The organism is Streptomyces sp. NPDC017225 (assembly GCF_044331465.1).
In the GTDB taxonomy this organism is placed as follows: domain Bacteria; phylum Actinomycetota; class Actinomycetes; order Streptomycetales; family Streptomycetaceae; genus Streptomyces.
The window spans coordinates 70155-93671 of record NZ_JBIRNE010000017.1 but is presented as its reverse complement, the minus strand read 5'-3'; the positions used below and the strand labels follow the sequence as shown (position 1 = coordinate 93671).

Below are 23517 nucleotides of genomic sequence, written 5' to 3'. Positions count from 1 at the left end.
TCAGTGCAGGAGGGAGCTCAAGCCGGCCAGGGCGATCCGGTGGAGCGTCTCGACGTCGACGCCGGTCTGTGCGGTCACGCGCAGGCCCGAGATGACGGTGCTGGCGAGCACCGCCCCGTCGTCGGGATCTACGCCTTCGGCGATCGACCCGTCGATCTGGCCGGCCCGGATCGCTCCGGACAGAAGGGAGAGTCTCTCGCGTAGATCGCGGTCGAGGATTCGGGTCACGCGCTCGTCCCGCTCGCGCAGGTCCGGGTTCATGAGGCTCTGTACGACCATGCAGCCGGCCGCGTGGCCGCGGTGCGCCGCCTGCAGCTCCTCGTCCACGACGACGTCGACAAGGGTGCGCAACCTCTCCGCGCCCGTCAGCTCGTCGTCGGCGAGGATCGCCGATTGGCGCGCTCCGGTCGTCGCGACGTAGTGCCGCAAGGCCCGCACAAACAGTTCATCCTTGGAGACGAACGCGTTGTACAGGCTGCTGCGGCGCACGCCCGCCGCCTCGCAAAGCTGCTCGGTCGAGGTCTCGGCGAAGCCGTGCACGCGGAACTCGCGCGCCGCGGCGTCAAGTACTGCGGTCTCGTCGAACGTGCGCGGTCTGGCCATGAGGCGAACCTAGCACGTTTTGGATGACAGAATTCATAACGCCCGTTTCGAAGCCCGAGACGCCTCGCCGACCGCCACCAACCTCATGCCCCGTACCAGGTGGGTTGGGGCAGGCGGGCGTCGACGACGAGGAGTTCGCCCAGCAGGTTCCAGCGGGCCAGGTCGAGCGCGTCGTCCAGCCAGGCCGGCAGCCAGGTGGCGAGGTAGTCGCACAGGCCGGGGGCAGTCCTTCGGGTTTTTCGCCCCAGTGGGGAGGTGGAAGACGGTGCGGGTGATGTCGTAGCCGATGTGCCGTCCACCATCCAGGGCTGGCCGTAGCCAAGCGGATGCCGCCGTCACCGTCTTCGACGACGCCATGCGCTCGGACCTGTGACGGGTGGGGGGCCTGCGGGCAGGGCACGCCTGGTCGGCGTTCGGTGTGTACACCAGTGAGATATCGCGCCAGTGGAAGGCGGCGAACCCGGAGGTCTTGGTACGCCTGAAGCGGATCGACGAGCCCGTGGGCGGGTTCACCACCGGCCAGTCGGACGTAGCGATCATGCGCACGCACATCGGGCGGCACTCTCTGCACGTGGAGCCGCTCGTCACGGAGCCCCGGGGGGGTCGCGGCCCCTTCGGGCTGCCCGCTGATCAGGCTGGACGAGGTGCTGCCGCGGGACCAGGCCGACTGCCCGCCGGTGACAACTCCTTCTCCACAACCGCCAACCCCGGCCTGTGGGAGGAGGGCGGGCAACCCGTGGTGGAGGTGGACACGATCGACGACTGGCAGAGCTACATCGCCGCCGGTGTCGGCATCGGCGTGACCCCGGCTTCCACCGCCGGGATGCACCCGCATGCCGAGATCAGCTACCTCCTCCCGCGGGAGGCGCCCGCGGTGCCGGTGCATCCGGTCCGGGCCTTCAGCGATCGCCATCCGGCGCTGAGCTCCTTCATCCAGTTGGCGCGGGACATGGCGGCGGAGGGGGCTGAGCAGGGACGCGGCCAGTGCGCGCGGCCCTGTCGCCCCACGCCGCGAGCGGCGGCGACGGGGGCGGGACGCGGCCGGTCAGACCTGCGACTTCACTGGCTCCACCGGAGCCGCCTGCGCCGCGGCCTTCGGCTCGTCGCCAATGACTCCCACGTGCCGCAGCACGACCGCGGACAGGACCGACAGAACCGCGGTGCACCCCGCGGCCACGACCATCGCCGTGTTCATGCCGGAGGTGGCGGCCTCCTTGGCGAGGTCGAGCCAGCCGGCGGGCATCTGCTCGGCCGAGGCGACCGCGCCGGCGAGGCTGTCGCCCGCGGCGACGGCCACGCCCGACGGGGTGCCGGTCGGGATCTTGTCGTCGATCTGGCTGCGGTAGACCGCGGTCGCCAGACTGCCCAGGATCGCCACGCCGAGCGCGACGCCCAGTTCCTGCACGGTCTCCGACATCGCCGAGGCCGAGCCGGCCTTCTCCGCCGGCGCCGCCCCGACCACCAGGTCCGTGCCCAGGGCCGCGATCGCCCCGAGCCCGAGGTAGACGAGGCCGAATCCGACGACCATCAGGGCGATGCCGCCCGAAGGGCCCACCAGGGCGAGCAGGACGTACCCGACCGTGGACAGCGCCAGGGTGGCCGCTACCACGAGGCCCGGCGGCACCCGCCGCGCGACCAGGGGCGAGCCGATCGCGGCCAGGAACATCAGCAGGGCGGGCGGGCCCATCCACAGCCCGGCCTCGACCGGCGGCAGTCCCTCCACGAACTGGAGCTGCTGGGTGATCAGCAGCATCGAGCCGCCGACGCCGACGAGGCCGATGAGCAGCACGCTCAGCGCGGAGCTGAACGTCCGGTTGGCGAAGAGGCGCACGTCCAGCAGGGGGCTCTCCAGCTTTCCCTGCCGGCGGACGAACAGCACCGCGAAGACCACGCCGATCAGCGCGGCGACGATCATCGGCAGATCGAGACCGTCCTTGGCGAAGCGCTTCACCGCGTAGACCAGCGGCAGGATCGCGACCAGCGACAGCGTCACGCTGATCAGGTCCAGCCCGCCGCTCTGTGGCGCCGAGTACTCGGGGATCAGGAACGGCGCGGCCACCAGCAGCACGATCGCGACCGGCACCGCCAGCAGGAACACCGAACCCCACCAGAAGTGGTTCAGCATCGCCCCGCCGGCCACCGGGCCGAGCGCCATGCCGAGCGCGAAGCTCGTGGCCCAGACACCGATCGCCAGGGAGCGCTGCCGCTGCTCGGCGAACATGTTGCTGATCAGGGCCAGCGTGGACGGCATCAGCGTGGCACCGGCGACCCCGAGGGCCGCCCGCGCGGCGATGAGCATGTCGGCGCTGGTGGCGCAGGCCGCCAGCACCGAGACGATCCCGAAGGCCGCGGCCCCGATCATCAGCAGCCGACGGCGGCCGATCCGGTCACCCAGCGTGCCCATGGTGAGCAGGAAGCCGGCGATCAGAAACCCGTAGACGTCCATGATCCACAGCTCTTGGGCAGCGGACGGGCGCAGATCCTCGGCCAGTGAGGGGAGGGTCAGGTAGAGCACGGTGACGTCCAGGCCCAGCAGCACGGTGGGCAACGAGAGGACGGCCAGCCCTCCCCACTCCCGGACTCCCGCCCTGCCTACGGTCGTTGTGCTCATGGCACTCCCTGTTCATTTCTCGGATCGTCGACATGCGATCGCCACTGTGCCGCCCCTCACGCACGGTTTCCTGATGGTCGTTCGGCGATAGACTGCGGCCATGCGTTACGGGGTGCTCGGCCCGCTGGCCGTCTGGGACGCCGAGGGGCGGCCGGTCAGGGTCCCCGAAGTGAAGGTGCGCGCCCTACTGGCGAACCTGCTCGTCCACGGCGGCGGGCCGGTGCCGGCGGACCGCCTCATCGAGGACCTGTGGGCGAGCGACCCGCCGGACGGGTCCGCCAACACCCTGCAGACCAAGATCTCCCAACTGCGCCGGGTGCTGGGCCGGGAACGGGTGGTGCGCGAGCCCGTCGGCTACCGGCTGCTGCTCGCGGACGACGTGGTCGACGCCCTGAGGTTCCAGGAGCTCGCCGACCGCGCCCGCGCCCACCGGGAGCCGGCGGTGAAGGCGGACCTGTTCGCCGACGCGCTCGCCCTGTGGCGAGGCCCGGCTTACGCGGACGTGGCCGAGTCCCTGTTCGCCCGCAGTGAGACCGCCCGGCTGGAGGAGCTGCGTCTGGCCGTCGTCGAGGACCACGCCGAGGTCCGGCTGACCCTGGGCGAGCACACGTCACTGGCGGCGGAACTGGGGACGCTGGTGGCACGGCACCCGCTGCGCGAGCGGCTGCGCATGGCCCACATGCGCGCCCTGTACCGCTCCGGGCGGCAGGGCGACGCGCTGCAGAGCTTCCAGGAGCTACGCCAGGAACTGGCCGAGGAGCTGGGGGCCTCGCCCGGTCCGCAGGCCGCCGCGCTGCACGAGGCGATCTTGCGCCAGGAGCCGCAGCTGGCCACACCGGCGATCGGGTCGCGGTCGTGCCGGACGAACCTGCCCGCCCCACTGACCCCGCTGATCGGGCGGCGCGAGGCGGCCGCACAGGTGCTGGCCCGGCTGGACCCCGGCGCGCGTACCCGTCTCGTCACCCTCACCGGCCTCGGCGGGGTGGGCAAGACACGGCTGGCGATCGCCGCGGCGAGCGACGCGGCCGGGCAGTACACCGACGGAGTGTGGCTGGTCGAACTGGCCGGCCTGAGCGCCGCGTCCGGCCCGGACGACCTCGCCGAACGCGTCATCACGACGCTGGGCCTGTGCGACACGGCGGCGACCGAACCGGACCTGGACGACCAGGTGGGCTGGCTGTGCCAGGCGGTGGCCGACAAACGGCTGCTGATCCTGCTGGACAACTGCGAGCACCTCGTCGAGTCGGTCGCCGTGCTGGCCAAGTCCCTGCTGTCGGCCGTGCCGGCGGCCCACCTCCTGCTCACCAGCCAGGAAGCCCTGGACATCCCCGGCGAGGTGGTGCACCCGGTGCCTCCGCTGGCGCTGCCGGAGCACACCGATCCGCGGACGATCGCCCGGTCCAGCGCCGTCGAGCTGTTCGTGGAGCGGGCCGCTGCGGCGGCACCCGGCTTCGTCCTGGACGCGGACAACGCGGCGGCGGTCTCCACCATCTGCCGCCGCCTCGACGGCATACCACTCGCCCTGGAACTCGTCGCGTCCCGGCTGCGGACGCTGAGCCCGCAGGAGCTCGCCGCCCGGCTGGACGACCGGTTCGCCCGGCCTGACGTACGGATGCGCGGGCTCCCGGACCGCCAGCAGACGCTGCGAGGCATGCTCGACTGGAGCTGGCAACTGCTGACACCGGACGAGCGCACCGTGCTGCGCCGCCTGGTCGTGCATGCCGACGGCTGCGTCATGCCCTCCGCCCAGGCGGTCTGCGCCGACGGGAAGCTGCCCGCCGAGCGGATTCCCGACCTGCTCTCCCGGCTGGTGGACCGCTCGCTGGTGGTCCGCGAGGGCGACCGGTTCCGGCTGCTCGAATCGGTTGCCGCCTACTGCGCCGAGCGGCTGGCGGACACGGACGAGGAGAGCTCCGTACGCGCGCGCTTCGTGCGGTACTGCACCGAGTCGGCCGAGCGGGAGAGCGAGCGGCTGCGCGGCCCGGACCAGCGGTGCTCCCTGGAACGCCTCAACGCTGAGACCGTCAATCTGCGCCGAGCCCTGGACCTGGCGGTCGCCCAGGACTCCGCCGGGTACGCGATGCGGCTGGTGAACGCGCTGGCCTGGTACTGGTTCCTGCGCGGGCGGATCCCCGAGGCCCGCAGGTCACTGCGGACGGCACTGGCGGCCGACGCCGACGCCGACCCGGCCGCGCGTCTGACGGCACGGGCCTGGCTGGCCGGTGTCGAGCTGCGTACCTCGCAGGCCGACGCCGTGCCCGGCCCGGCGGGCGAGGACCCCACCGACGGGGTCGAGGACCCGGTGCTGAAGGCCCGGCTCCAGTGGTTCGTCGGCACCGGGCTGACCGGCCGCGGCCACTACCGCGAGGGACGGCAGCTGGTAGAGGCCAGCCTGATCGGCGCGCGTGCCGCCGGGGACCGCTGGGGCGAGGCCGCGGCCCTGGTGGAGCTGGCGAGCCACGCCCCGACGCGGGACGGGTCCGCGGAGCTGGGCGCTGCGCTGTTCCGCGAGGTCGACGACCGCTGGGGCCAGCTCCGGGCCACCCGGTCCCTGGCACTCGCGGCCGAACGCGAGGGCGACCGTGTACGGACCGAACGGCTGCACCGCGAGGGACTCCTGATGGCCGAGGAGCTCGGCCTGTGGACCGAGGTCGTGGAGACGCTGGCCTTCCTCGGCAGGACCGCGCTGGCGAGCGGCCTCACCGAGCGGGCGACGGAGCTGTACGGGCGCGCGCTGTCCGTGTCGGCCGAACGCGCCTACCACCGGGGCGAGATCCGTGCCGAGATCGGCCTCGGGCAGGCCGCACGGCTCCGCGGTGACCGGGACGCCGCCACGTCCCACCTGAACCGGGCCCTGGCCAAGAGCCGGTCCTCGGGCCACGCCAGGCACGCCGCGGCCGCGCTGGCGGAACTGAACCTCCTCACTCGGGCGTGACCGAACTGCTGCGCGCGTGACCGGCGTCTCCCGGGTGCGGAGGGCCCCGCGCTCCGGTGGTCCGGCCCGCTCCGGCTGCCTGCGCTAGCTTGACCCTGTCGGGGACCTTGGAGTTTCCCAGTGGCCCAGCATGATCAGCGGGCATGCTCGGATGGTCCCGATGACCGGTGCAGCTGTGCAGGTGCCCGTTGTCCCCGCGCCCGCGTTCCGGTGAGCTGAGCTTGGTCCGCTTTGACGGACACCATTGGTGTGGTGGTCAGGCTGCGAATGCGGTCTCGTACTCGGCGGGGCTGAGGTAGCCGAGGCTGCTGTGCAGTCGGTGCAAGTTGTACCAGCCTTCGATAAAATCGAAGATCGCGGTGTGGGCGGCGGCCCGGCTGGGGCACGCGAAGGTACCGAGCAGTTCGCGTTCGATGGTCGAGAAGAACGACTCAGCGAGCGCGTTGTCCCAGCACTGGCCGGTGCGGCCGGCCGACAGCCGGATCCCGAACTGGACTGCCGGACAACCCAATTGCCGACTGGTGTATTGACAGCCGCGATCCGAGTGGAGGATCACGGGATGGGTGGGGCGACGCTGCCTGCAGGCGGCTGTCAGCGCCTCGGCAACCAGCTCGGCCCGCAGATGATCGGCAGTTGCCCAGCCGACTACGCGCCCGGAAGGCGATGTCGATGACCGTAGCCGGATACAGCCAGCCCTCCTCCGTCGGGGCATACGTGATGTCGCCGCACCAGCGGGCATCGAGCCCGGTGCGGTCGGGCTGGAAGTCCCGGACGATGAGGTCGGGACGGGAAGCAGCCCCCGGATCGGGAATCGTGGTCACGTGTCGTCGTCTGCGGTGCCGGCCTTGCAGCCCGGCGGCCCGCATCAGTCGTGCGACACGACGACGGCCGCACCCGGCACCCTGGCGCTTGAGCACGGCATGCACGCGCGGGGCCCCGTAGGTTCCGCGCGATTTCGCATGGACCTCGACGATCCGCATGGTCGGTTCGGCATCCCGCACCGCACGGGGCCGGGCAGGCCGGAGCGACGGGCATAGAAGGCGGTCCTGGAGACCTTCATCAGCTCACACGCCCACTTGACGCTGTGACCCGCACGCTTCTCCGCCTCGATGAACGGGTGCACCGTCACCGGATCTCCTTCGCGAAGAAGGCTGTGGCCCGCTCGAGGACGTCGACATCCTCACGCATCCGACGGTTCTCCCGCCGCAACGCGGCCGACTCCTCACGCTCACCGCTGGTCAGCCCGTTGCGCTCGCCGCGTCGACCTCGGCCTGCTTCACCCAGTCCCGCACCGCGGTCTCGGTAAGCTCCACGTCCTTGGCGACCTGCCCGACCGAGCGGTCACCCCGTCGGCAAGCCCGACGATCTCGGCCTTGAACTCCGGCGTGAACGAACCGCGAGGGCGGCGAGGCTTCTTCCCCATGCTCTCCATGATGGACATCCTCCCCGGGGCCGTATCCCAGATCGCGAATGTCCGTCAAAGCGGAACAAGCTCACTCCCGCCTCGGACAACAATCACCGATCGCCTTCGAGAACGCCTTCCACCTCACACCAACTACGCTGGCACAAGCCGCATAACCCGTGCCCTGTCATCGTGCAGTCTGAACCTTGGTCAAGGACGGCGCAGTGGTGCGAGCACGTCGGCCCAGGCTGCTACCTCGGTGACGAGTTGCCGGAGCACGGTGTTGTGATGCTCGCTGGGGGTGAACGTGGTGAACGCGGCGAAGTCGGTGGCGAGTGACAGGGAGACCTGAGTGCGTACACCGGCCAGCTGGAGACCTGCCGTGACGAGGCGCAGGTGTTCCACTGCTCGGGCACCGCCGACGTTGCTGCCGTAGGAGACGAATCCTGCCGCCTTATTGTTCCACTCGCGGTAAAGGAAGTCGATGGCGTTTTTCAGCGCCGAGGGGATCGATCGGTTGTACTCCGGGGTGACAGATGTATCCGTCTCGTGCGCTGGGTCCGTGGCCACTCGAGCGATATCGTCCGCAACCGCAACGAGATCGACCAGGCGCCCACCACAAACACAGCCAATCCACCCAACGTGTAGCCGTGCCCCATCACTCGCGACTGCCGCAGCGTAATCTTCAATGCGGAGCACCGACGCCCTTGGCCTGTGGCATGCGTCCCCGGCGACTCGAAGCGCGCGAGTGCGCGGATTCCTGGATGGGTTCGACCGCTGAACCCGCTGTCGTCGCAGGTGCGAGGGTGGTTCGCCTGTGCCTGTACGGGATGAGGCGACTGTCAGATCATCAGGTCCGTGGGGATCGACGGCATACGGCGCCGATGGCTGTCCTCGGTACGGTGAGTGCCTGTTCTCGATCCGTTGCGGAAGACGCGAAGTCGTTGACCGCTGAGAATCCGCGGTGCTTCCGGCTGGGTTGCTGCGCCAACGTCCTCAGGCCCGAAGTTCAGACAGCGAGATACGGCTGTTGACCCCGGTCTCTGGCCCTGGCCTTGGCCCGACCCTGGTTCGAAGCGGCTCGGCCGGCCGAGCGCCCCGCCAGCACCAAGGCGCCCGGCCGAACCGACGTGGTCGATCGCGTTCGGTTCGGCCGTCGCGCCGCACTACGCCCTCACGCGCCGTAGTAGCCCTCGAACACGGCCTTCACCTCGTCCAGCAGCGCGGGACCGTCCTGTGGCACGGGCGGCAGGCCGCTGCCGGGCGGCTTGATGTCCATGAGCTGGTCGTTGGACAGTGCGTAGACCACCCGCCGTAGCCCGGCCCGTTCGATGGCCGTCTCGCACATCCCGCACGGCTGGCAGCTCGTGTACATCGTGGTTTCCGCCGCCGTGGCAGCGTCCAGCTCCCGTGCGGCCCACCTCGCGAGTTTCAGTTCCGGGTGCGCCGTGATGTCCTTGTCGGTGAGGGTCGTGTTGTGCTCCGCTGCCAACACCGTGCCGTCCGGGCCTGCCAGCAGCGACCCGAACGGGGGGTTACCACCCGCCCGTGCCTTGGCCGCTAGCGCGATGGCCTGCCTCAGGAGGGTGTGGTCGTCGGGTGTGCTCATGTCTGCTCCGCCGTGGTCGGGGTGGGTGAAAGGTTGAGGCGCGCGGCCACTGTGGCGAGTGCCTGCCAGGCCGCCTGCGGGTGGCAGGTCTCGCGGGGGTCGCCGTTGTAGGGGTCGAGGACGACGGTCTCGGCTCCCAGCAGCCGCAGTTGGTCGAGGTCGTCCATGATCTGGTCGATCGCGCCCTGCCCGGCAAGTCGTTGCTCCCCGATGACCGGCGCCGCGGTGACTTCGAGGGCGATCCGGGGGGCCAGAGCGGGCACCGGGAGGTGTTGCTCGTCCGCGGCCGCCTTCAGCCTGACCGCGGCTTCGCGCAGCCACGGGATGGTGCAACGCAGCGGGTGCCACGCGTCCCCGAGCCGCACGGCACGGTGCAGTCCCGCGTCGCTGTTGCCGCCGACCCACACCGGGATCTTCCGCGTTCCGTAGTCGGCGGTGTCCGCCCAGGCCGCCCGCATGCCCCGCAGGTGCTCGTCGGTCAGCCGTCCACGGCGTTCGAAGGGAATCCCGAGGGCGGCGAACTCCTGCCGGGCCCAGCCCACTCCCACGCCGAGGACCAGTCGGCCGCCGCTCAGCGCGTCCAGGTTGGCCGCCATCCGGGCGGTGAGCAGCGGATGTCGGTAGGGAGCGATGAGGACCGTCGTGCCGAGCCGGATCCGGGTGGTGAGGCCGGCCAGCCAGGACAGGGTGGTGAAGGGCTCGTAGAACGGGGCCGGATACCGCGCGGCGACGTCGGGTGTGACGGCGATGTGGTCGGAGACCATCAGCAGGTCGAAGCCCAGGCCCTCCACGGTGCGGGCCCAGTTCCGAAGGACGCCGGGGTCGGTGCCGGGGCCGAAATTGAGGACGTTGACGCCGATCTTCATAGAGATCAGCCTAGCCAGGCCCAGGGGTCGCCAGAAGGGATCCCTGCCTGTTCAGGGGCGGTTCGCCCGTGGATACCCCGGTAATCTGGGCGGATGACCGAGAATCTTGACTCGACGGACTGGGCGATCCTGGATGAGCTCCAGCGGGACGGCCGGATCGCGTTCACGGAGCTGGCACGGCGGGTCAACCTGAGCGCGTCGGCGACGACGGAGCGGGTGCGGCGCCTGGAGGCGACCGAGGTGATCACGGGCTACCGGGCGCAGGTGCATCTGGAGCGGACCGGATACGCGGTGCTGGCGGTGGTGCGGCTGAAGTACCCGGGGAACCGGCACGAGCCACTGCGCAGGTTGCTCGGGGAGCGCCTGGAGATCCTGGAGTGCCTGCGCACCACGGGGGACGACTGCTACGTCCTGAAGGTGGCGGCCACGTCGATGGCTCACCTTGAGGAAGTCATCGACGCGCTGGCCGAGTTCGGGAGCACGACCACCAACCTCGTCCTCAGTCGGACGCTGCCGGCCCGCGGCCCGCAGGAGCCCCGGGCGAACAGTTGAACTGGGCAGGCGAGGGCGCCTGCACGTAGGACAACGGGGCCTCCTTGGGCCGCTCGGTCAGGTTCGCACCCCCGAGCTGCCAAGAGGCCCCCCTTCATGCGCCGACCGACCGAAGTCTGATCGGCCGCGACTTCACCGCCGGCGAGCCGAACACCAAGTACGTCGGCGACATCACCTACCTGCCCATCGAGGGCGGGAAATTCTGTTACCTGGCGACCGTCATCGACCTCGCGTCACGCCGTCTGGCCGGCTGGGCGATCGCCGACCACATGCGCGCGGACCTCGTCACCGACGCCCTGGCCGCGGCGATCCGCACCCGCGGCAGCCTCGCCGGCTCGATCATGCACACCGACCACGGAGCCCGGTACACGAGCAGGGCATTCGCTGAAGCTTGCAGGTCAGCAGGGGTTCGGCGAAGCATGAGCGCGGTCGGGTCCAGCGCGGACAACGCACTTGCCGAGTCCTTCAGCGCGACCTTCAAACGCGAAACCCTGCAAGGACGAAAGACCTGGCCAGGCGAGCACGAGGCCCGCCTCGACGCCTTCCGATGGCTTCACCGCTACAACACCCGACGCCGACACTCCCGCCTCGGACAACGATCACCGATCGCCTACGAGAACGCCCTGCACCTCACACCAACTACGCTGGCCCCAGCCGCATAACCCGTGTTCAGGATTCCGGGTCGAGGCTCCGGGCCGGCTTCCCCCTCGTCCGGTCCACGGGCCGGTCCCGGACCCATGCAGAACCCACAGCAAGCTATGACAGCACCAGCAGGAGAGCTCCAGGCAGAGCTGTGACGTGTTCCGACGACCAAGGGGCGACCGCACGCGAACGAGGCCATCGAGACATGCGAGAAGTGACCCACCCGGTCCCGGCCGTCAAGGGCGTGTCATGGAATCGGCGGACGCCCGCGCTGTCCCTCACTCTCGCGCGCGCTCGCGTCTACGGTTGCTCCATGCCAGTCCCCCGTCCCACTGTGGACAGTGCTCGATGGCCGGTCGTCCGCGCTTCGGCCCGGCGACGGGCGGTGGCGGCGTGATCGTCCTGCCGCGTAGCGACCGGGGAATGAGGCGGCTCGTCCTTGCCCTGTTGCTCGCGGCCGCGGTCCTGCTGACCGCCGGTGTCCTCACCGAGACGCTGTGGCTGCTCGGGATCGGTGCCTGGACGCTGATCGGCGCGCTGTTCATGGAGTGGATCCACCGGCCATGACGGCCTTCGGCAGCTGCCCGCTCGGGAAGCCCCCGCCCGTGGGGGTCCGCCAGGAGCGGTGAACCTCCCGGTACCGCCCGGCCGCTGCGGTGAAAGAGCCGTCAGCGTCTCGTCAACATCGCCCCGAGCGACATCAGCGTCCCGTCAGGGAGGGCCGGGACACGAGGACGACGGCATAGCGTCGACGACGTGCCCCGGTCCGCCTTCCCGCGTCCGGGGCCTCGGAACACCCGTCCACGCTCCTGCGCACCGACGCAGGCTTCGGGAGGACCCCATGGCAGTACCGCAGTACGGCGAGGACCCCGAGCCCTCCGAACGGTTCCCGGCCGGACCCCTGTACGTCCCGGTCCGGCCGGGCTCCTCCGGATGCACACTCCTGCTCTTCCGTACGCCGCTGGGTCGCCGTACGGCCGTCGGCTTCACCTCCGAGCGCGGGCTCGTCGCGACCCTCGGCGGCCACCAGGCGTGGATCCGCCTCGCCGAGCCCGCCCTGCGCGCGCTGACCGGACCACTCGGCGTCACCACCGTCACGGTCGACCCGCGGTTCACCGCCCCGGCGGCCGGGCCGGCCGGGGACGCACCCGCCGAGCCGGCGCCCGTCCCCGCGCACTGGGCCGGCTGAGAGGGGAGCACACCATGACCACCGTCCACGTGCCCGCCACCCGGCCCACCGCCACCGACCTGACCGAGCCGGCCGGCGGCGTACGCCGGCCGCTGCTCCCGCACCGCCGAGCCGCCCGGCCGCCCCGGACTCAAAGCCGGCGTCAGGGTATCGGTGGTGCCCGGCTCGGTGGGCTGATCTGCTGCAGCAGATGGCTCCTCAGGTCCCCCACATCGGAAGAACCGAAAACCAACTACAGCCGACTTAACCAAATTGGCAACCAACTTCTGCAGTCATTGAGCCCATATCACCGGGACCCATAAACATGGCCCGCGCCGCGGTGTTCGGAGAACGGGTCCACCGCCACCGAGCCACCGAAGGAGCTCGACGGGGCCGGGAATGGCCGGTGTGCGGGCGGGCTCGTCCTAGCCGTCCTGTGCCGTGGGCGGCTTGGTGTGGAGGACGTCGCGGGCCTGTTCCGCGGCGCGGGCGAGGCTCTCGGAGACGAAGTCGAGAAAGCGGGCGATGTTCTCCAGGCGGGCGCCGGCGGGGGTGCCGGAGCCCAGGACGCCGACGCCCTGGCGAGCCATCTCGACGAGTTGGGCGGTGGAGCGGGCGCTGGCCATCATCGACTGGTACCAGACGTCGTCGTCGACGACGTAGCGCTCGCGGCGGCGGTCGTCGCGCTCCCGGCGGACGAGGCCCTGGCTCTCCAGGTACGTCACCGCCTTGGAGACGGACGCCGCGCTGACCTGGAGGCGCTGGACGAGTTCGGAGGCGGTGAGGCTGCCCGAGTCCGTGAGGGAGAGACAGGCCATGACCCGGGACATCATCTTGGGCAGTCCCGAGGCCATCAGGACGGTCGTGAACATCTCCTCGTACTCGCGCACCGCCTCGGCGTCGCGTCCGTGGGCCTGCGGGAGTGTCCTCGGGTCCCGGGACGCCGCCTGCCTGCGGCGGTGGGCGCGGTGTTCGGTGGCGCGGTGGGCGAGGTCGGCGCGGTAGGCGGTGGGTCCGCCGTTGCGCGTCACCTCACGCGTGATGGTCGAGGTCGGACGGTCCAGGCGTCTGGCGATCTCCGCGTAGGCGAGGCCGTCGGCCAGTCCCAGCGCGATCTGCTGACGTTCCTGCTGGGTGAGCCTACCTCCCGGCATCGCGGCCTCCTTCATGTGCTGTGGTGCTCCCACCATAGCGTTCACCTCCATCTCATTGCAATGACTCGAGTGCCGTTCGTTGCATTATCTTCGAGATTGTTGCAACGAAATAAGGTCAGTGACCTGCATTTACTTGGTTCGTACGCAATATTGCTGTTGCTCATTCCGTGAACGCAACGTAGCGTTCATGTCATCAGAAACAAAGCGACGAAGGAGAGCACCATGCCGCAGTTCGACACCCCCGCCCAGGTCTCGGCCGTCATCGACGTCCCCGCCGGACACATCCGGTTCATCGCCGCCGACCGGACCGACACCACCGTCGAGGTCCTGCCCGCCGACCCCTCCAAGAGCCGCGACGTGAAGGCCGCGGAGCAGGTCACCGTCGCCTACGACGGTGGCGTCCTGCGGATCGAGGCCGCCCCGGCGAAGAACCGGGTCCTCGGTTCCCCCTCCGGAGCCGTCGAGGTGACGGTCCAGCTGCCCGCCGGCTCCAGCGTCGAGGGCAAGGCGGCCGCCGCCGAGATCCGGGGCGTCGGCCGGCTCGGCGACGTCACCTTCGACAACGCCCAGGGCTCGGTCAAGCTCGACGAGGCCGCGAGCGCCCGGCTGACCGTTCTCGCCGGAGACGTCTCACTCGGCCGCCTGGGCGGCCCCGCCCAGATCAGCACGCAGAAGGGCGACATCCGCATCGCCGAAGCCATGCGCGGCACGGTCACGCTCCGCACCGAGCAGGGCGAGATCTCCGTCACCGCCGCACGCGGGGTCTCCGCGGCCCTCGACGCCGGCACCGCCTACGGCCGGATCAGCAACACGCTGCGGAACACCGACGGCGCCGGCGCCGGACTGAACATCCACGCGACCACCTCCTACGGCGACATCAGCGCCCGCAGCCTCTAAGGAGCACCCTCATGACCAACCCGGCCATCGCCGCTCACGCACTGCGCAAGTCGTACGGCGACAAGACCGTCCTCGACGGCATCGACCTGACCGTCGCCGAGGGAAGCATCTTCTCCCTGCTCGGGCCGAACGGGGCCGGCAAGACCACCGTCGTCAAGATCCTCTCCACCCTCATCACCGCCGACGGCGGACAGGCCCAGGTCGCCGGCCACGACCTCGCCGCCACCCCCCAGGCCGTACGCGCCGCGATCGGCGTCACCGGGCAGTTCTCCGCCGTCGACGGACTGATCACCGGCGAGGAGAACATGCTCCTCATGGCCGACCTGCACCACCTGCCCAAGCAGGAGGGACAACGGGTCACCGCCGAACTGCTGGAGCGCTTCGACCTGGTGGAAGCCGCGAAGAAGCCCGCCTCGACCTACTCCGGCGGCATGAAGCGCCGCCTCGACATCGCCATGACCCTGGTCGGCAGCCCCCGCGTCATCTTCCTCGACGAACCCACCACCGGCCTCGACCCCCGCAGCCGCCACAACATGTGGCAGATCATCCGCGAACTCGTCTCCGACGGGGTGACGGTCTTCCTCACCACGCAGTACCTCGAGGAAGCCGACGAGCTCGCCGACCGCATCGCGGTGCTCAACGACGGCCGGATCGCCGCCGAAGGCACCGCCGACGAACTCAAGCGCCTCATCCCCGGCGGCCACGTCCGGCTCCGCTTCACCCACCCCGCCGCCTACCACAGCGCCGCCACCGCACTGGGCGGGGTCACCCGCGACGACGACGCACTCGCCCTGCAGGTCCCCAGCGACGGCAGCCAGCGCGACCTGCGCGCCATCCTCGACCGGCTGGACTCCGCCGGCGTCGAGGCCGACGAACTCACCGTGCACACCCCCGACCTCGACGACGTCTTCTTCGCCCTCACCGACAACACCGGCATCCCCGCCCAGCCCGACCAGCCCAAGGAGCCCGTCCGATGAGCACCCTCTCCCTCGCCGTACGCGACTCGACCACGATGCTGCGCCGCAACCTCCTGCACGCGCGCCGCTATCCGTCGATGACGCTGAACCTGCTGCTCACGCCGGTCATGCTGCTGCTGCTCTTCGTCTACATCTTCGGCGACGCGATGAGCGCCGGCATCGGCGGCGGCGACCGCTCCGACTACATCGCCTACATCGTGCCGGGCCTGCTGCTGATGACCATCGGCAGCACCACCATCGGCACCGCCGTGTCCGTCTCCAACGACATGACCGAGGGCATCATCGCCCGCTTCCGCACCATGGCCATCCACCGCGGCTCCGTCCTCGTCGGACACGTCATCGGCAGCGTGCTCCAGGCCGTCGTCAGCGTGGTCCTCGTCGGCGCCATCGCCCTCGCCATGGGCTTCCGGTCCACCGACGCCTCGGCTCTGGAGTGGCTGGCGGCCTTCGGACTGGTCGCGTTCTTCACCCTGGCCCTCACCTGGATCGCGGTCGGCATGGGCATGGGCAGTCCCAACGCCGAGGCAGCCAGCAACAGCGCCATGCCGCTGATCCTGCTGCCCCTCATCTCCAGCGCCTTCGTCCCCACCGACGCGATGCCCGGCTGGTTCCAGCCGATCGCCGAGTACCAGCCCTTCACACCCGCCATCGAGACCCTGCGCGGACTCCTCCTCGGCACCGAGATCGGCCACAACTGGTGGCTGGCACTCGCCTGGTGCCTGGGCCTCACCGTCCTCGGCTACCGCTGGTCCCAGGCACAGTTCAACCGCGACCCCAAGTAAACGGCATGCGCACCCGCACCACGCCCGGCCGTCCACCACCACCGAGCACCACACCCCCAAGGCCCGTCACGGTCACCACCCCCGGTGACAGCGACGGGCCTTCGCCGTCGTACAGCCCCGTCCCCGCCACCGCGCCGGCGGCACGGACCCTAGCGGCACGGGCCGTTCAACGGTGCGGGCCGTTCAACGGTGCGGGCGCTTCTTCAGAGCACGCGCACGCGTGCGCACACGCTGCTTGTCCTCGGCGCGGGCACGCGCGTCCTGCCGCAACTCCAGCATCCGCTGCTCACGGCGCAGCTTGTGCCAGCTGCCCAGACGGCCCTCGTCCAGCGCGCCGTCACCGACCGCCTCACTCACCGCGCACCCCGGCTCGTCGCCGTGCGTACAGTCACGGAAACGGCACCCGCCGGTCAGCTCCTCGATGTCGCTGAACGCCCGGTCGATGCCCTCCCCGGCATCCCACACCGCCAGGCCGCGCATCCCGGGAGTGTCGATGAGCAGACCGCCGCCGGGCAGCGTCACCAACTCCCGGTGGGTGGTCGTGTGACGGCCCTTGAAGTCGCCCCGCACCTCCTGCGTGGTGAGCTGTTCCATGCCGCTGAGCCGGTTGACGAGCGTGGACTTGCCGACACCCGAGAGCCCGACCAGGGCCACGGTCCGCCCGAAGGCGGCGTACTGCTCAAGGGCGTCCAGGCCGTCACCGGTGTGCGAGGACACCGTGTGCACCGGAGTGCCCGGGGCGATGCCCTCGATCTCATCGGCCGCCGCAGCCGGGTCGGAATGCAGGTCGGCCTTGCTGAGAACGACGACGGGCTGGGCACCGCTCTGCCAGGCCACCGCGAGATAGCGTTCCACACGGCGCAACCGCTGGTCCCCGGTGAGCGCCACCACCACGAAGACGGTGTCGACGTTGGCAGCCACGATCTGCGCCTCGGTCCTGGCGCCCGCACTGCCCCGCACGAAGGCCGAATGACGCGGCAGGACGGCCTCCACCCGGTCCCCGGCGACGGCGACCCAGTCCCCAGTGGCAAGTCCGGGCCCGCCCAGACGCGGCTCTTCGGGGCGGAACACCCGGGCCGCGGGCGTGGCGCGCACCGTGCCGTCGGCGAGCAGCACCGTGCACGCGCCACGGTCGACCTGGCCCACACGACCAGGGCACGCCCCCCGGAAGACCTCCTCGTACCCGCCCTCGTCCCAGGCGGCGGCCAACTCCGGCCGCCAGCCCAGAACATCCAGTCCGGCCCACTCCACACCGCTCACCTGGAGGCCTCCTCACCGGCACCGGCTGTCCCGGAAGCGGCCGCACCGGGGGCGGGCTTGCCCTCGCAGCCGCAGCCTCCCCGCTTGACGGTCAGGCGGCGGCGCGGGGCCGCGGGTGCCGGGGCGGGCCCCTCCGAGCCGGTGGCGTCGGCGCCGCTGGTACCGAAACCGCTGGTACCGGAGCCGCTGTTCGCGCGGTTCTCGCTCATGTTCCCGCTTTCGTGTCGGGCCGGGCACCCACCCGGCTGCGAACAAAGGTGATCTGCGTGGTGATCGACTCGGCGCCGAGACCGGTGTGGGCCGTGTTGTGCCCCATCGCGCGGAAGCGGACCTCCAGGTCCGCACCGCGCCGCCGGAGCGCGGAGACGTAGTTCTCGACCTGCCGGGGCGGGCAACGCGGGTCGTGGTGGCCGGCGAGGACGAGTACAGGAGCGCGGACCGCGTCCACGTAGGTGAGCGGTGAGGCGGCGGCGTACGTGTCGGGAACCTCGGCGGGGCTGCCGCCGAGCATGGCGCGGTCGACCCAGCGCAGTCCCTCGAACTCCTCCTCGTAGGCGGCCACGTAGTCACCGATCGGGTTCTCCGCGACGCCGCAGGACCACAGGGCGGGCTGGGTCCCCAGGCCCAGCAGGACGAGGTATCCGCCCCAGGAGCCGCCGGTCAGTACGCAGCGGCCGGGGTCGACGAGCGCGTCGGCGACCAGCCTGGCGCGCACGGCCGCCACGTCGGCGAGCTCGGTGTGGCCGACGGCGGCGCGGTGGGCGAGGCGCCAGGCACGGCCGTTGTCGCCGGAGCCGCGGTAGTTGACTCGTACGACGGTGAATCCGGCGTCGTTCCAGGCGGCGGCGGCCGGCAGGTAGGCGTCCCCGTCGGCGGCGTGCGGTCCGCCGTGGAGAAGGAAGACGGCGGGGTGCGCGGTGCCGTCCGGTCGGCGCTCGCCCTGCCCGGTGGGGAAACTGACATAGGCGGGGACGAGGCCGCCGTCCCCGTCAGTGAGGACCTCACGCACCGGCGAGGCGGGGCGGAACGTCCGCGGCACGCTGAGCGGTTCGGTGCCGCGCTCGTCGTACAGCACGGGGGCCGTGGCGGCCGAGGAGAACGTGTACCAGTGGCCGCCGTCCGGGCGGGGGACGACGTCGTGGACGGTGCCGGGCGGGGTGGGCAGCGCGGTGGTGCGGCCGTCGGCGAGGGTGTGCCGCAGCAGTTCGCTCCGGCCGCGGTGACGGTGGTGGAGCAGCAGGGCGTCGCCGTCCGGGTAGAAACGGGCGCGTACCTCGCCGGGCAGGCCGGTGTCGATCTCGGTGACCTCGCCGGTGTGCGGGTCCCACAGCAGGGGGGCGCGCAGGCCGTGGCGTTCGTGGGTGGCGAGGACCTCGTGGCCGCCGGGGCGGAAGGGTGAACCGAAGGGCTGTACCTCGATGCCACTGGCGGGCCAGTCGGCGAGGTCGGCGACGGTGGCGCCGTCGAGGGTGATGACGCGCAGGGCGGGCCGCTGGGGGTCGCCGCGTTCGGCGTGGACGTACAGGACGAGGGTCTCGTCGTCGCTGATGCCACCGACGTAGAGCGGGTTGCGGCTCCGTCGCAGCGTGTCCACCGCCGAGGCGCCGGGCCTCATGGCGTACAGCCCGTAGCCGCCGTCGGGTTCACCGACGCCGGCCACGGCGATGCCGGAACGGCCGAGGGCGAGCCCTTCGGCGGAGCCCCCGGGCATGCCGGGCAGCGCGGGGACGGTGGGGCCGCCGCGCAGCGGGGAGCGGACCCAGTGGCCGCACTCGGTCCCCTCGTCGTCCCGGTACCACCACAGTCCGCGGCCGCGGGGGTCGACCAGGCCGGTCTCCACGCCGTGGGGGGCGTCGGTGAGCTGCCGGAACGCTCCGGTGGCGAGGTCCCACAGGAAGAACTGCGCCGTGCCGCCGGCGTTTCCGCGGACCGCGCACAGCCGGGGCCGCTCGCGGCCCCAGACCGGAAGGCCCACCGCGGGCACCGCGCAGCGGTCCTCCGGGCTCGACTCCGCTTCGAGTACCGCGCTGTACAAAGTCACCACGCCATTGTGTGGAAAGAGGATCGAGTCCGGGAAGAGCATCGGCGGAGTGTGCCTGGAGGGGGAGTCGAGCGACCGGGACAGGTGCCGCTCCCAGGTGAGCGCGTGCCGAGTTCCGTTGCTTCTTTCCGCGATCGCCTCGCCGAACCCGGAGGGTGTTCCGTGGGTGAATCAGCAACGCATTCGCAGCCGACCGAGGAGATCCTCGACTACGTCGTCGTGGGCGGTGGCCCGGCCGGGCTGCAACTCGCCTATTTCCTGCACCGCCAGGGACGCTCGTACCGGCTGCTGGAGGCCGGAGAGGATGTCGGCACGTTCTTCACGCGGTATCCGCGGCACCGGCGGCTGATCTCCAACAACAAGGTGCACACCGGTTTCGACGATCCCGAGATGCGGCTGCGCTGGGACTGGAACTCGCTGCTGAGTGACGACCCGGAGCTGGTCTTCCCGCGGTACTCGCCGGACTATTTCCCGAAGGCCGACGACCTGGTGCGCTATCTGCGCGACTTCCGCGTACGCCATGGTCTCGCCGTCACGTCCGGGACCCGGGTCGAGCGGATCACGCGCGGCGTGGACGCGTCCGGGCAGAGCCTGTTCAGCCTGGAGGACGGGCACGGACGGCGCTGGCGGGCACGCCGGGTGGTGGTGGCGACCGGGTTCAGCAAGCCGTTCACGCCGCCGGACGTGCCGGGCATCGAGCACGCCGAGCAGTACGCCGATGTCTCGTCCGACCCGGCGGACTTCACCGGCCGGCGCGTGCTCATCGTGGGCAAGGGTAATTCGGGATTCGAGACGGCGGAGAACATCTTCCAGCACACGGCCTCGACCCACATGCTCAGTCCCAGTCCGGTGCGGCTGGCGTGGACGACCCACCATGTGAGCGATGTCCGGGCGGTCTACGTCAACACGTTGGATTCCTACCAGCTGAAAATGCAGAACACCATTCTGGACGGGTCGCTCGAATCCATCGAGAAGCTGTCCGACGGGCGGCTCAGGGTCGATTTCCGGTACAACCACGCGCATGGTCAGCAGTGGTCGCTCGACGTGGACCGGGTGGTCCTGTGCACGGGTTTCCGGCCGGACTTCTCGGTGTTCGGGCAGGGGGCCGTCCCGGAGACCGTGTACGGCGGGCGTTTCCCCGCACTCACCAGTTCGTGGGAGTCGGTCAACGTTCCGGACCTGTTCTTCGCGGGCACGCTGATGCAGGGCCGTGACTTCAAGCGGTCCTTCTCGGGTTTCATCCACGGTTTCCGCTACAACATCCGCTTCCTGGCCGGCCTCTTCGCCGAGCGCTACCACGGAGAGTCGGCGGCGTGGCAGGAGCTGGAACGCACCCCGGAAGCCCTCGTCGAGCGGATCGCGTGCCGCGCCACGACCGCCTCCTCGGCCTTCCAGATGCCGGGCTTCCTCGGTGACGTCTACGTACTCGACGGCCCCGGGGGCACGGCGGCGACCCGCACGGAGGTGCCGGTGGAGTTCGCCCTCGACTCCCCCGAACTGGCGGGCCGGCCGGTGCTGCTGACGACGCTGGAGTACGGAAAGCTGCCGCCGGGCGCCGACCCCTTCCACGTGGAGCGCGACCCCGCCGACGGTTCGACGAGCCAGTTCATCCACCCGGTGCTGCGCCTCTACCGCGACGGCGAGCTGCTGGACACCCACCACATTCCGGAGGACCTGGAGAACGAGTGGGACAAGGAGACGTACCTCAAGCCGGCCCGCGAGGCGGTCGGCCGGATGCTGGACCTTCTGCGCTGACGGCCAGGAGCACACCGGAACAAGCCGGAAGTAAGAGGAGGAGGAGGAGACCCGTGCAGTCCGTGATCGACCACGGCAGGTCCGTGGCGCTGACCGTCGACGCCGATGTCGCCGGGGAGGTGCGCGACCGGGGCTATGTGACGGTGCCCGGCGGAGCGTTCCGCACCGCCGCCTGGGCGCCGGAGCTGGACCGCCTGCGAGCGGCGTACGACCATCTGGAGCCCGACGCCTACCTCGCCGACGGCGGAGCGTACCGGCTGCGCCGGCACGTCCGCTACCGCTACCGGGCCGCACGCCAGACGCTGCTGCCCTCGGTGCCGGGAGCGTACTTGCAGAGCGCGGAGGTCAACCCGTTCGCGGGCGGCGTTCCGCGGTACTTCGCCCCGGTCTCGCCGGAGGTGCGGGACAACCCGTTCCTGCACGCTCTGCTGCTGCGCAGCGTGCGGGAGTTCGCCCGGGGCCTCCAGCCGTGCGACTGGGAGGTGGACGTCCATCTCGTGCGTGTCCGCGCGCAGGCCGACGAGGAGGGCCTGCCCTCGCCGGAGGGGGTGCACCGGGACGGCTTCGAGTTCATCTCTCTGCATCTGATGGGCCGCGCGGGGGTGCTGGGCGGGCGGAGCATCATCTGCGCCGCCGACGGCGCGCCGCTGGAGCGGCCGTTGCTGGCCGAGCCGATGGACTCGCTGTACGCCGACGACCGCCGGATCCTGCACGGCACCGAGCCGGTGCGGCTGGATCCGGCGGCGGGCGTCGCCGAGGGTCACCGGGACATGCTGCTGACGAGCTACCGGCGGGCGATCTGAGCGGCGGGCACCGGCTCCGGGGCCAGGACCTCTTCGGGCCCCGGCTCCGGGGCCCCGGCACGTGCGGGGACCGGCTGCGGGGACCTGGCACGTCCGGGGAGCGGCTCCGGGGCATCGGCACGTCCCGGGGCCGGCCGCGGGCCGGACGGCGTGGCGGTCGCCGCCGGGTCGGTGCCCCGGCCGCTGATCCACTCGTACAGCGGGGTCGCCGCCACCGTGGTGATGACGGTCATCAGTGCGAGCACGGTGTACAGCTCGACGGTGATCAGGCCCGCGTCGCGGCCGATGCCCAGGAGGATCAGCTCCATCAGGCCGCGCGCGTTCATCAGGGCGCCCAGGGATGCGGCGTCGCGCCAGCTGCTGCCCGCGCTGCGTGAGGCGAGGGCGCAGGCGCCGCCCTTGACCGCGAACGCCACGACGAGGACCACCAGCAGCGTGCCCAGGACGGCGGGCTCGAACACGACGTCCAGCCGGGTGTTGAGACCGGAGTAGACGAAGAACAGCGGCACCAGGACGTAGTTGGTGACGGGTTCGATACGGCGCCCGATCTCGTCGGCGAACGCACCGCGGGGCATGCAGGTTCCCAGCAGGAACGCGCCGAACACCGAGTAGACGCCCACCCATTCGGTGAAGGTCGCGCAGACCAGCAGGACCACGACCATCGCGCCGAGCGCCTCGGGGCGTACCCCGGCCGGGCCCGTCCCCCAGCGGACGAAACGCTCGCCGGCGACCCGCCTGACGCAGAGCAGCAGGACGACGTACGCGGCGCTTCCGCCCAGGGCCAGCAGCGCGACCCCCGGGTCGCCCTGGACGGCGGCGACCACCACGGCGAGCAGGATCCAGGCGGCGGCGTCGTCGACCGCGGCGCAGGCCAGGGCGAGGGTGCCGACCTTGGTGCGGGTCAGGCCGCGTTCGTTGATGATCCGGGCCAGCATCGGGAAGGCGGTGATGGCGCAGGACGCGCCGAGGAACACGGCGGCCTGCCAGCCGGCGACGTCCTCGGCGAACCACAGGTCGCCGCCGGCCAGGTACCAGCCGAGGAGGCCGCCGACGAGGAGCGGCGCGGCGACGCCGACCATCGAGGCGGCGGCGGACTGCCGGACGTGCCCGGCCAGGATCGAGTGGTCGAACCTCATCCCGACGACGAACATGTAGAAGACCAGGCCGAGCTGGCCGGCGACGAAGAGGGTGGCCAGCGCGGGGTGCTGGATGTCCACACCGGTTCCCGGCACGGTGACGACCTGCGGGAAGAGGTCGTCGAACAGGGCGGGGAAGACGTGGCCGAGCAGGGTGGGCCCGAGCAGGAAGCCCGCCACCATGTCGGCGACGACCTGCGGCTGGCCCAGGCGGCGCAGCAGCACTCCGAGGAGCCGGCAGGCGGCCAGGACGACGGCCAGTTGGACGAAGAACAGCATGACCAGTTCGTTGTTGCTGGGCATCTCAGAAGCCTTTTCGCTCGA

At 71.0% G+C, this 23517-nt stretch carries 20 protein-coding genes and 3 pseudogenes; 10 read left to right on the top strand and 13 right to left on the bottom strand.

What is annotated here, in order from left to right:
* The 3 genes and pseudogenes from ACH4NX_RS29715 to ACH4NX_RS29705 form a co-directional block, all read right to left on the bottom strand.
* The gene (locus ACH4NX_RS29715; RefSeq protein ID WP_398129156.1) at positions 1-603 is read right to left on the bottom strand and encodes a TetR/AcrR family transcriptional regulator; all 603 of its coding nucleotides are present in this window, start codon (positions 601-603) and stop codon (positions 1-3) included.
* A 98-nt stretch (positions 604-701) separates the two neighbouring features.
* Positions 702-914: pseudogene (locus ACH4NX_RS29710) on the bottom strand (DUF6895 family protein); the annotation flags it as partial.
* A gap of 734 nt (positions 915-1648) precedes the next feature.
* Positions 1649-3214 (bottom strand): MFS transporter, encoded by a 1566-nt coding sequence (locus ACH4NX_RS29705; protein ID WP_398129155.1) that lies wholly within the window; start codon positions 3212-3214, stop codon positions 1649-1651.
* 100 nt (positions 3215-3314) lie between these two features.
* Here ACH4NX_RS29705 and ACH4NX_RS29700 point away from each other — a divergent pair, with 100 nt between their 5' ends.
* On the top strand, positions 3315-6149 hold the full coding sequence (locus ACH4NX_RS29700) for a BTAD domain-containing putative transcriptional regulator (RefSeq protein WP_398129154.1): 2835 nt from the start codon (positions 3315-3317) through the stop codon (positions 6147-6149).
* Between the two features lie 256 nt (positions 6150-6405).
* On the opposite strand, the gene ACH4NX_RS29695 is transcribed toward ACH4NX_RS29700, so the two are convergent.
* The 5 genes and pseudogenes from ACH4NX_RS29695 to ACH4NX_RS29675 form a co-directional block, all read right to left on the bottom strand.
* Positions 6406-6861 carry a transposase gene (locus tag ACH4NX_RS29695; protein ID WP_398129153.1) on the bottom strand — a complete coding sequence of 152 codons (456 nt, stop codon included), beginning with the start codon at positions 6859-6861 and terminating at the stop codon, positions 6406-6408.
* A gap of 124 nt (positions 6862-6985) precedes the next feature.
* Positions 6986-7129 (bottom strand): annotated as a pseudogene (locus ACH4NX_RS29690) (IS3 family transposase); the annotation flags it as partial.
* Positions 7130-7761: 632 nt separating this feature from the next.
* Positions 7762-8121 (bottom strand): NADPH-dependent FMN reductase, encoded by a 360-nt coding sequence (locus ACH4NX_RS29685; protein WP_398129152.1) that lies wholly within the window; start codon positions 8119-8121, stop codon positions 7762-7764.
* Between the two features lie 604 nt (positions 8122-8725).
* Positions 8726-9160, bottom strand: coding sequence for a nucleoside deaminase (locus ACH4NX_RS29680; RefSeq protein WP_398129151.1), 435 nt, complete (start codon positions 9158-9160; stop codon positions 8726-8728).
* On the bottom strand, positions 9157-10026 hold the full coding sequence (locus tag ACH4NX_RS29675; protein ID WP_398129150.1) for an LLM class flavin-dependent oxidoreductase: 870 nt from the start codon (positions 10024-10026) through the stop codon (positions 9157-9159). The genes ACH4NX_RS29680 and ACH4NX_RS29675 overlap by 4 nt, the downstream gene beginning before the upstream one ends.
* A 93-nt stretch (positions 10027-10119) precedes the next feature.
* Here ACH4NX_RS29675 and ACH4NX_RS29670 point away from each other — a divergent pair, with 93 nt between their 5' ends.
* From ACH4NX_RS29670 to ACH4NX_RS29655, 4 genes and pseudogenes are all read left to right on the top strand, one after another.
* The gene (locus ACH4NX_RS29670; RefSeq protein WP_351402155.1) at positions 10120-10578 is read left to right on the top strand and encodes an Lrp/AsnC family transcriptional regulator; all 459 of its coding nucleotides are present in this window, start codon (positions 10120-10122) and stop codon (positions 10576-10578) included.
* Between the two features lie 35 nt (positions 10579-10613).
* A pseudogene (locus tag ACH4NX_RS29665) lies at positions 10614-11240 on the top strand (IS3 family transposase); the annotation flags it as partial.
* A gap of 328 nt (positions 11241-11568) precedes the next feature.
* The gene (locus tag ACH4NX_RS29660; protein WP_351402157.1) at positions 11569-11787 is read left to right on the top strand and encodes a hypothetical protein; all 219 of its coding nucleotides are present in this window, start codon (positions 11569-11571) and stop codon (positions 11785-11787) included.
* 274 nt (positions 11788-12061) lie between these two features.
* Complete coding sequence (locus ACH4NX_RS29655) at positions 12062-12409, top strand: SAV_915 family protein (protein ID WP_398129149.1); 348 nt, start codon at positions 12062-12064, stop codon at positions 12407-12409.
* 404 nt (positions 12410-12813) lie between these two features.
* Here ACH4NX_RS29655 and ACH4NX_RS29650 read toward each other — a convergent pair whose 3' ends face one another.
* Entirely contained in the window at positions 12814-13542 is a 729-nt protein-coding gene (locus tag ACH4NX_RS29650; RefSeq protein ID WP_351402162.1) for a helix-turn-helix domain-containing protein, read from the bottom strand.
* 222 nt (positions 13543-13764) lie between these two features.
* On the opposite strand from ACH4NX_RS29650, the gene ACH4NX_RS29645 reads away from it, so the two are divergent.
* The 3 genes from ACH4NX_RS29645 to ACH4NX_RS29635 are packed head-to-tail and all read left to right on the top strand — an operon-like array spanning position 13765 to position 16198.
* Entirely contained in the window at positions 13765-14439 is a 675-nt protein-coding gene (locus ACH4NX_RS29645) for a DUF4097 family beta strand repeat-containing protein (protein ID WP_351402164.1), read from the top strand.
* Between the two features lie 11 nt (positions 14440-14450).
* On the top strand, positions 14451-15416 hold the full coding sequence (locus ACH4NX_RS29640) for an ATP-binding cassette domain-containing protein (RefSeq protein WP_398129148.1): 966 nt from the start codon (positions 14451-14453) through the stop codon (positions 15414-15416).
* Entirely contained in the window at positions 15413-16198 is a 786-nt protein-coding gene (locus tag ACH4NX_RS29635; protein ID WP_398129147.1) for an ABC transporter permease, read from the top strand. The genes ACH4NX_RS29640 and ACH4NX_RS29635 overlap by 4 nt, the downstream gene beginning before the upstream one ends.
* A 183-nt stretch (positions 16199-16381) precedes the next feature.
* Here the strand turns inward: ACH4NX_RS29635 and rsgA are convergent, their stop codons facing one another.
* The 3 genes from rsgA to ACH4NX_RS29620 are packed head-to-tail and all read right to left on the bottom strand — an operon-like array spanning position 16382 to position 19499.
* Positions 16382-17458, bottom strand: a complete 1077-nt coding sequence (gene rsgA, locus ACH4NX_RS29630) for a ribosome small subunit-dependent GTPase A (protein ID WP_351399999.1) — start codon at positions 17456-17458, stop codon at positions 16382-16384.
* Positions 17455-17667 (bottom strand): hypothetical protein, encoded by a 213-nt coding sequence (locus tag ACH4NX_RS29625; protein ID WP_398129146.1) that lies wholly within the window; start codon positions 17665-17667, stop codon positions 17455-17457. The genes rsgA and ACH4NX_RS29625 overlap by 4 nt, the downstream gene beginning before the upstream one ends.
* Positions 17664-19499, bottom strand: coding sequence for an alpha/beta fold hydrolase (locus ACH4NX_RS29620; RefSeq protein WP_398129145.1), 1836 nt, complete (start codon positions 19497-19499; stop codon positions 17664-17666). Before ACH4NX_RS29620 ends, ACH4NX_RS29625 begins: the two co-directional genes overlap by 4 nt.
* Before the next feature lie 162 nt (positions 19500-19661).
* Between ACH4NX_RS29620 and ACH4NX_RS29615 the strand changes: the two genes are divergently transcribed.
* On the top strand, positions 19662-21254 hold the full coding sequence (locus ACH4NX_RS29615; RefSeq protein WP_398129144.1) for an NAD(P)-binding domain-containing protein: 1593 nt from the start codon (positions 19662-19664) through the stop codon (positions 21252-21254).
* Positions 21255-21307: 53 nt separating this feature from the next.
* Positions 21308-22057 carry a 2OG-Fe dioxygenase family protein gene (locus tag ACH4NX_RS29610; RefSeq protein WP_351399991.1) on the top strand — a complete coding sequence of 250 codons (750 nt, stop codon included), beginning with the start codon at positions 21308-21310 and terminating at the stop codon, positions 22055-22057.
* On the opposite strand, the gene ACH4NX_RS29605 is transcribed toward ACH4NX_RS29610, so the two are convergent.
* A complete protein-coding gene (locus tag ACH4NX_RS29605) occupies positions 22039-23496 on the bottom strand; it encodes a cation:proton antiporter (RefSeq protein ID WP_398129143.1) in 1458 nt (485 codons plus the stop codon). The two genes, ACH4NX_RS29610 and ACH4NX_RS29605, sit on opposite strands and share 19 nt — an antisense overlap.
* Positions 23497-23517: the final 21 nt, after the last annotated feature.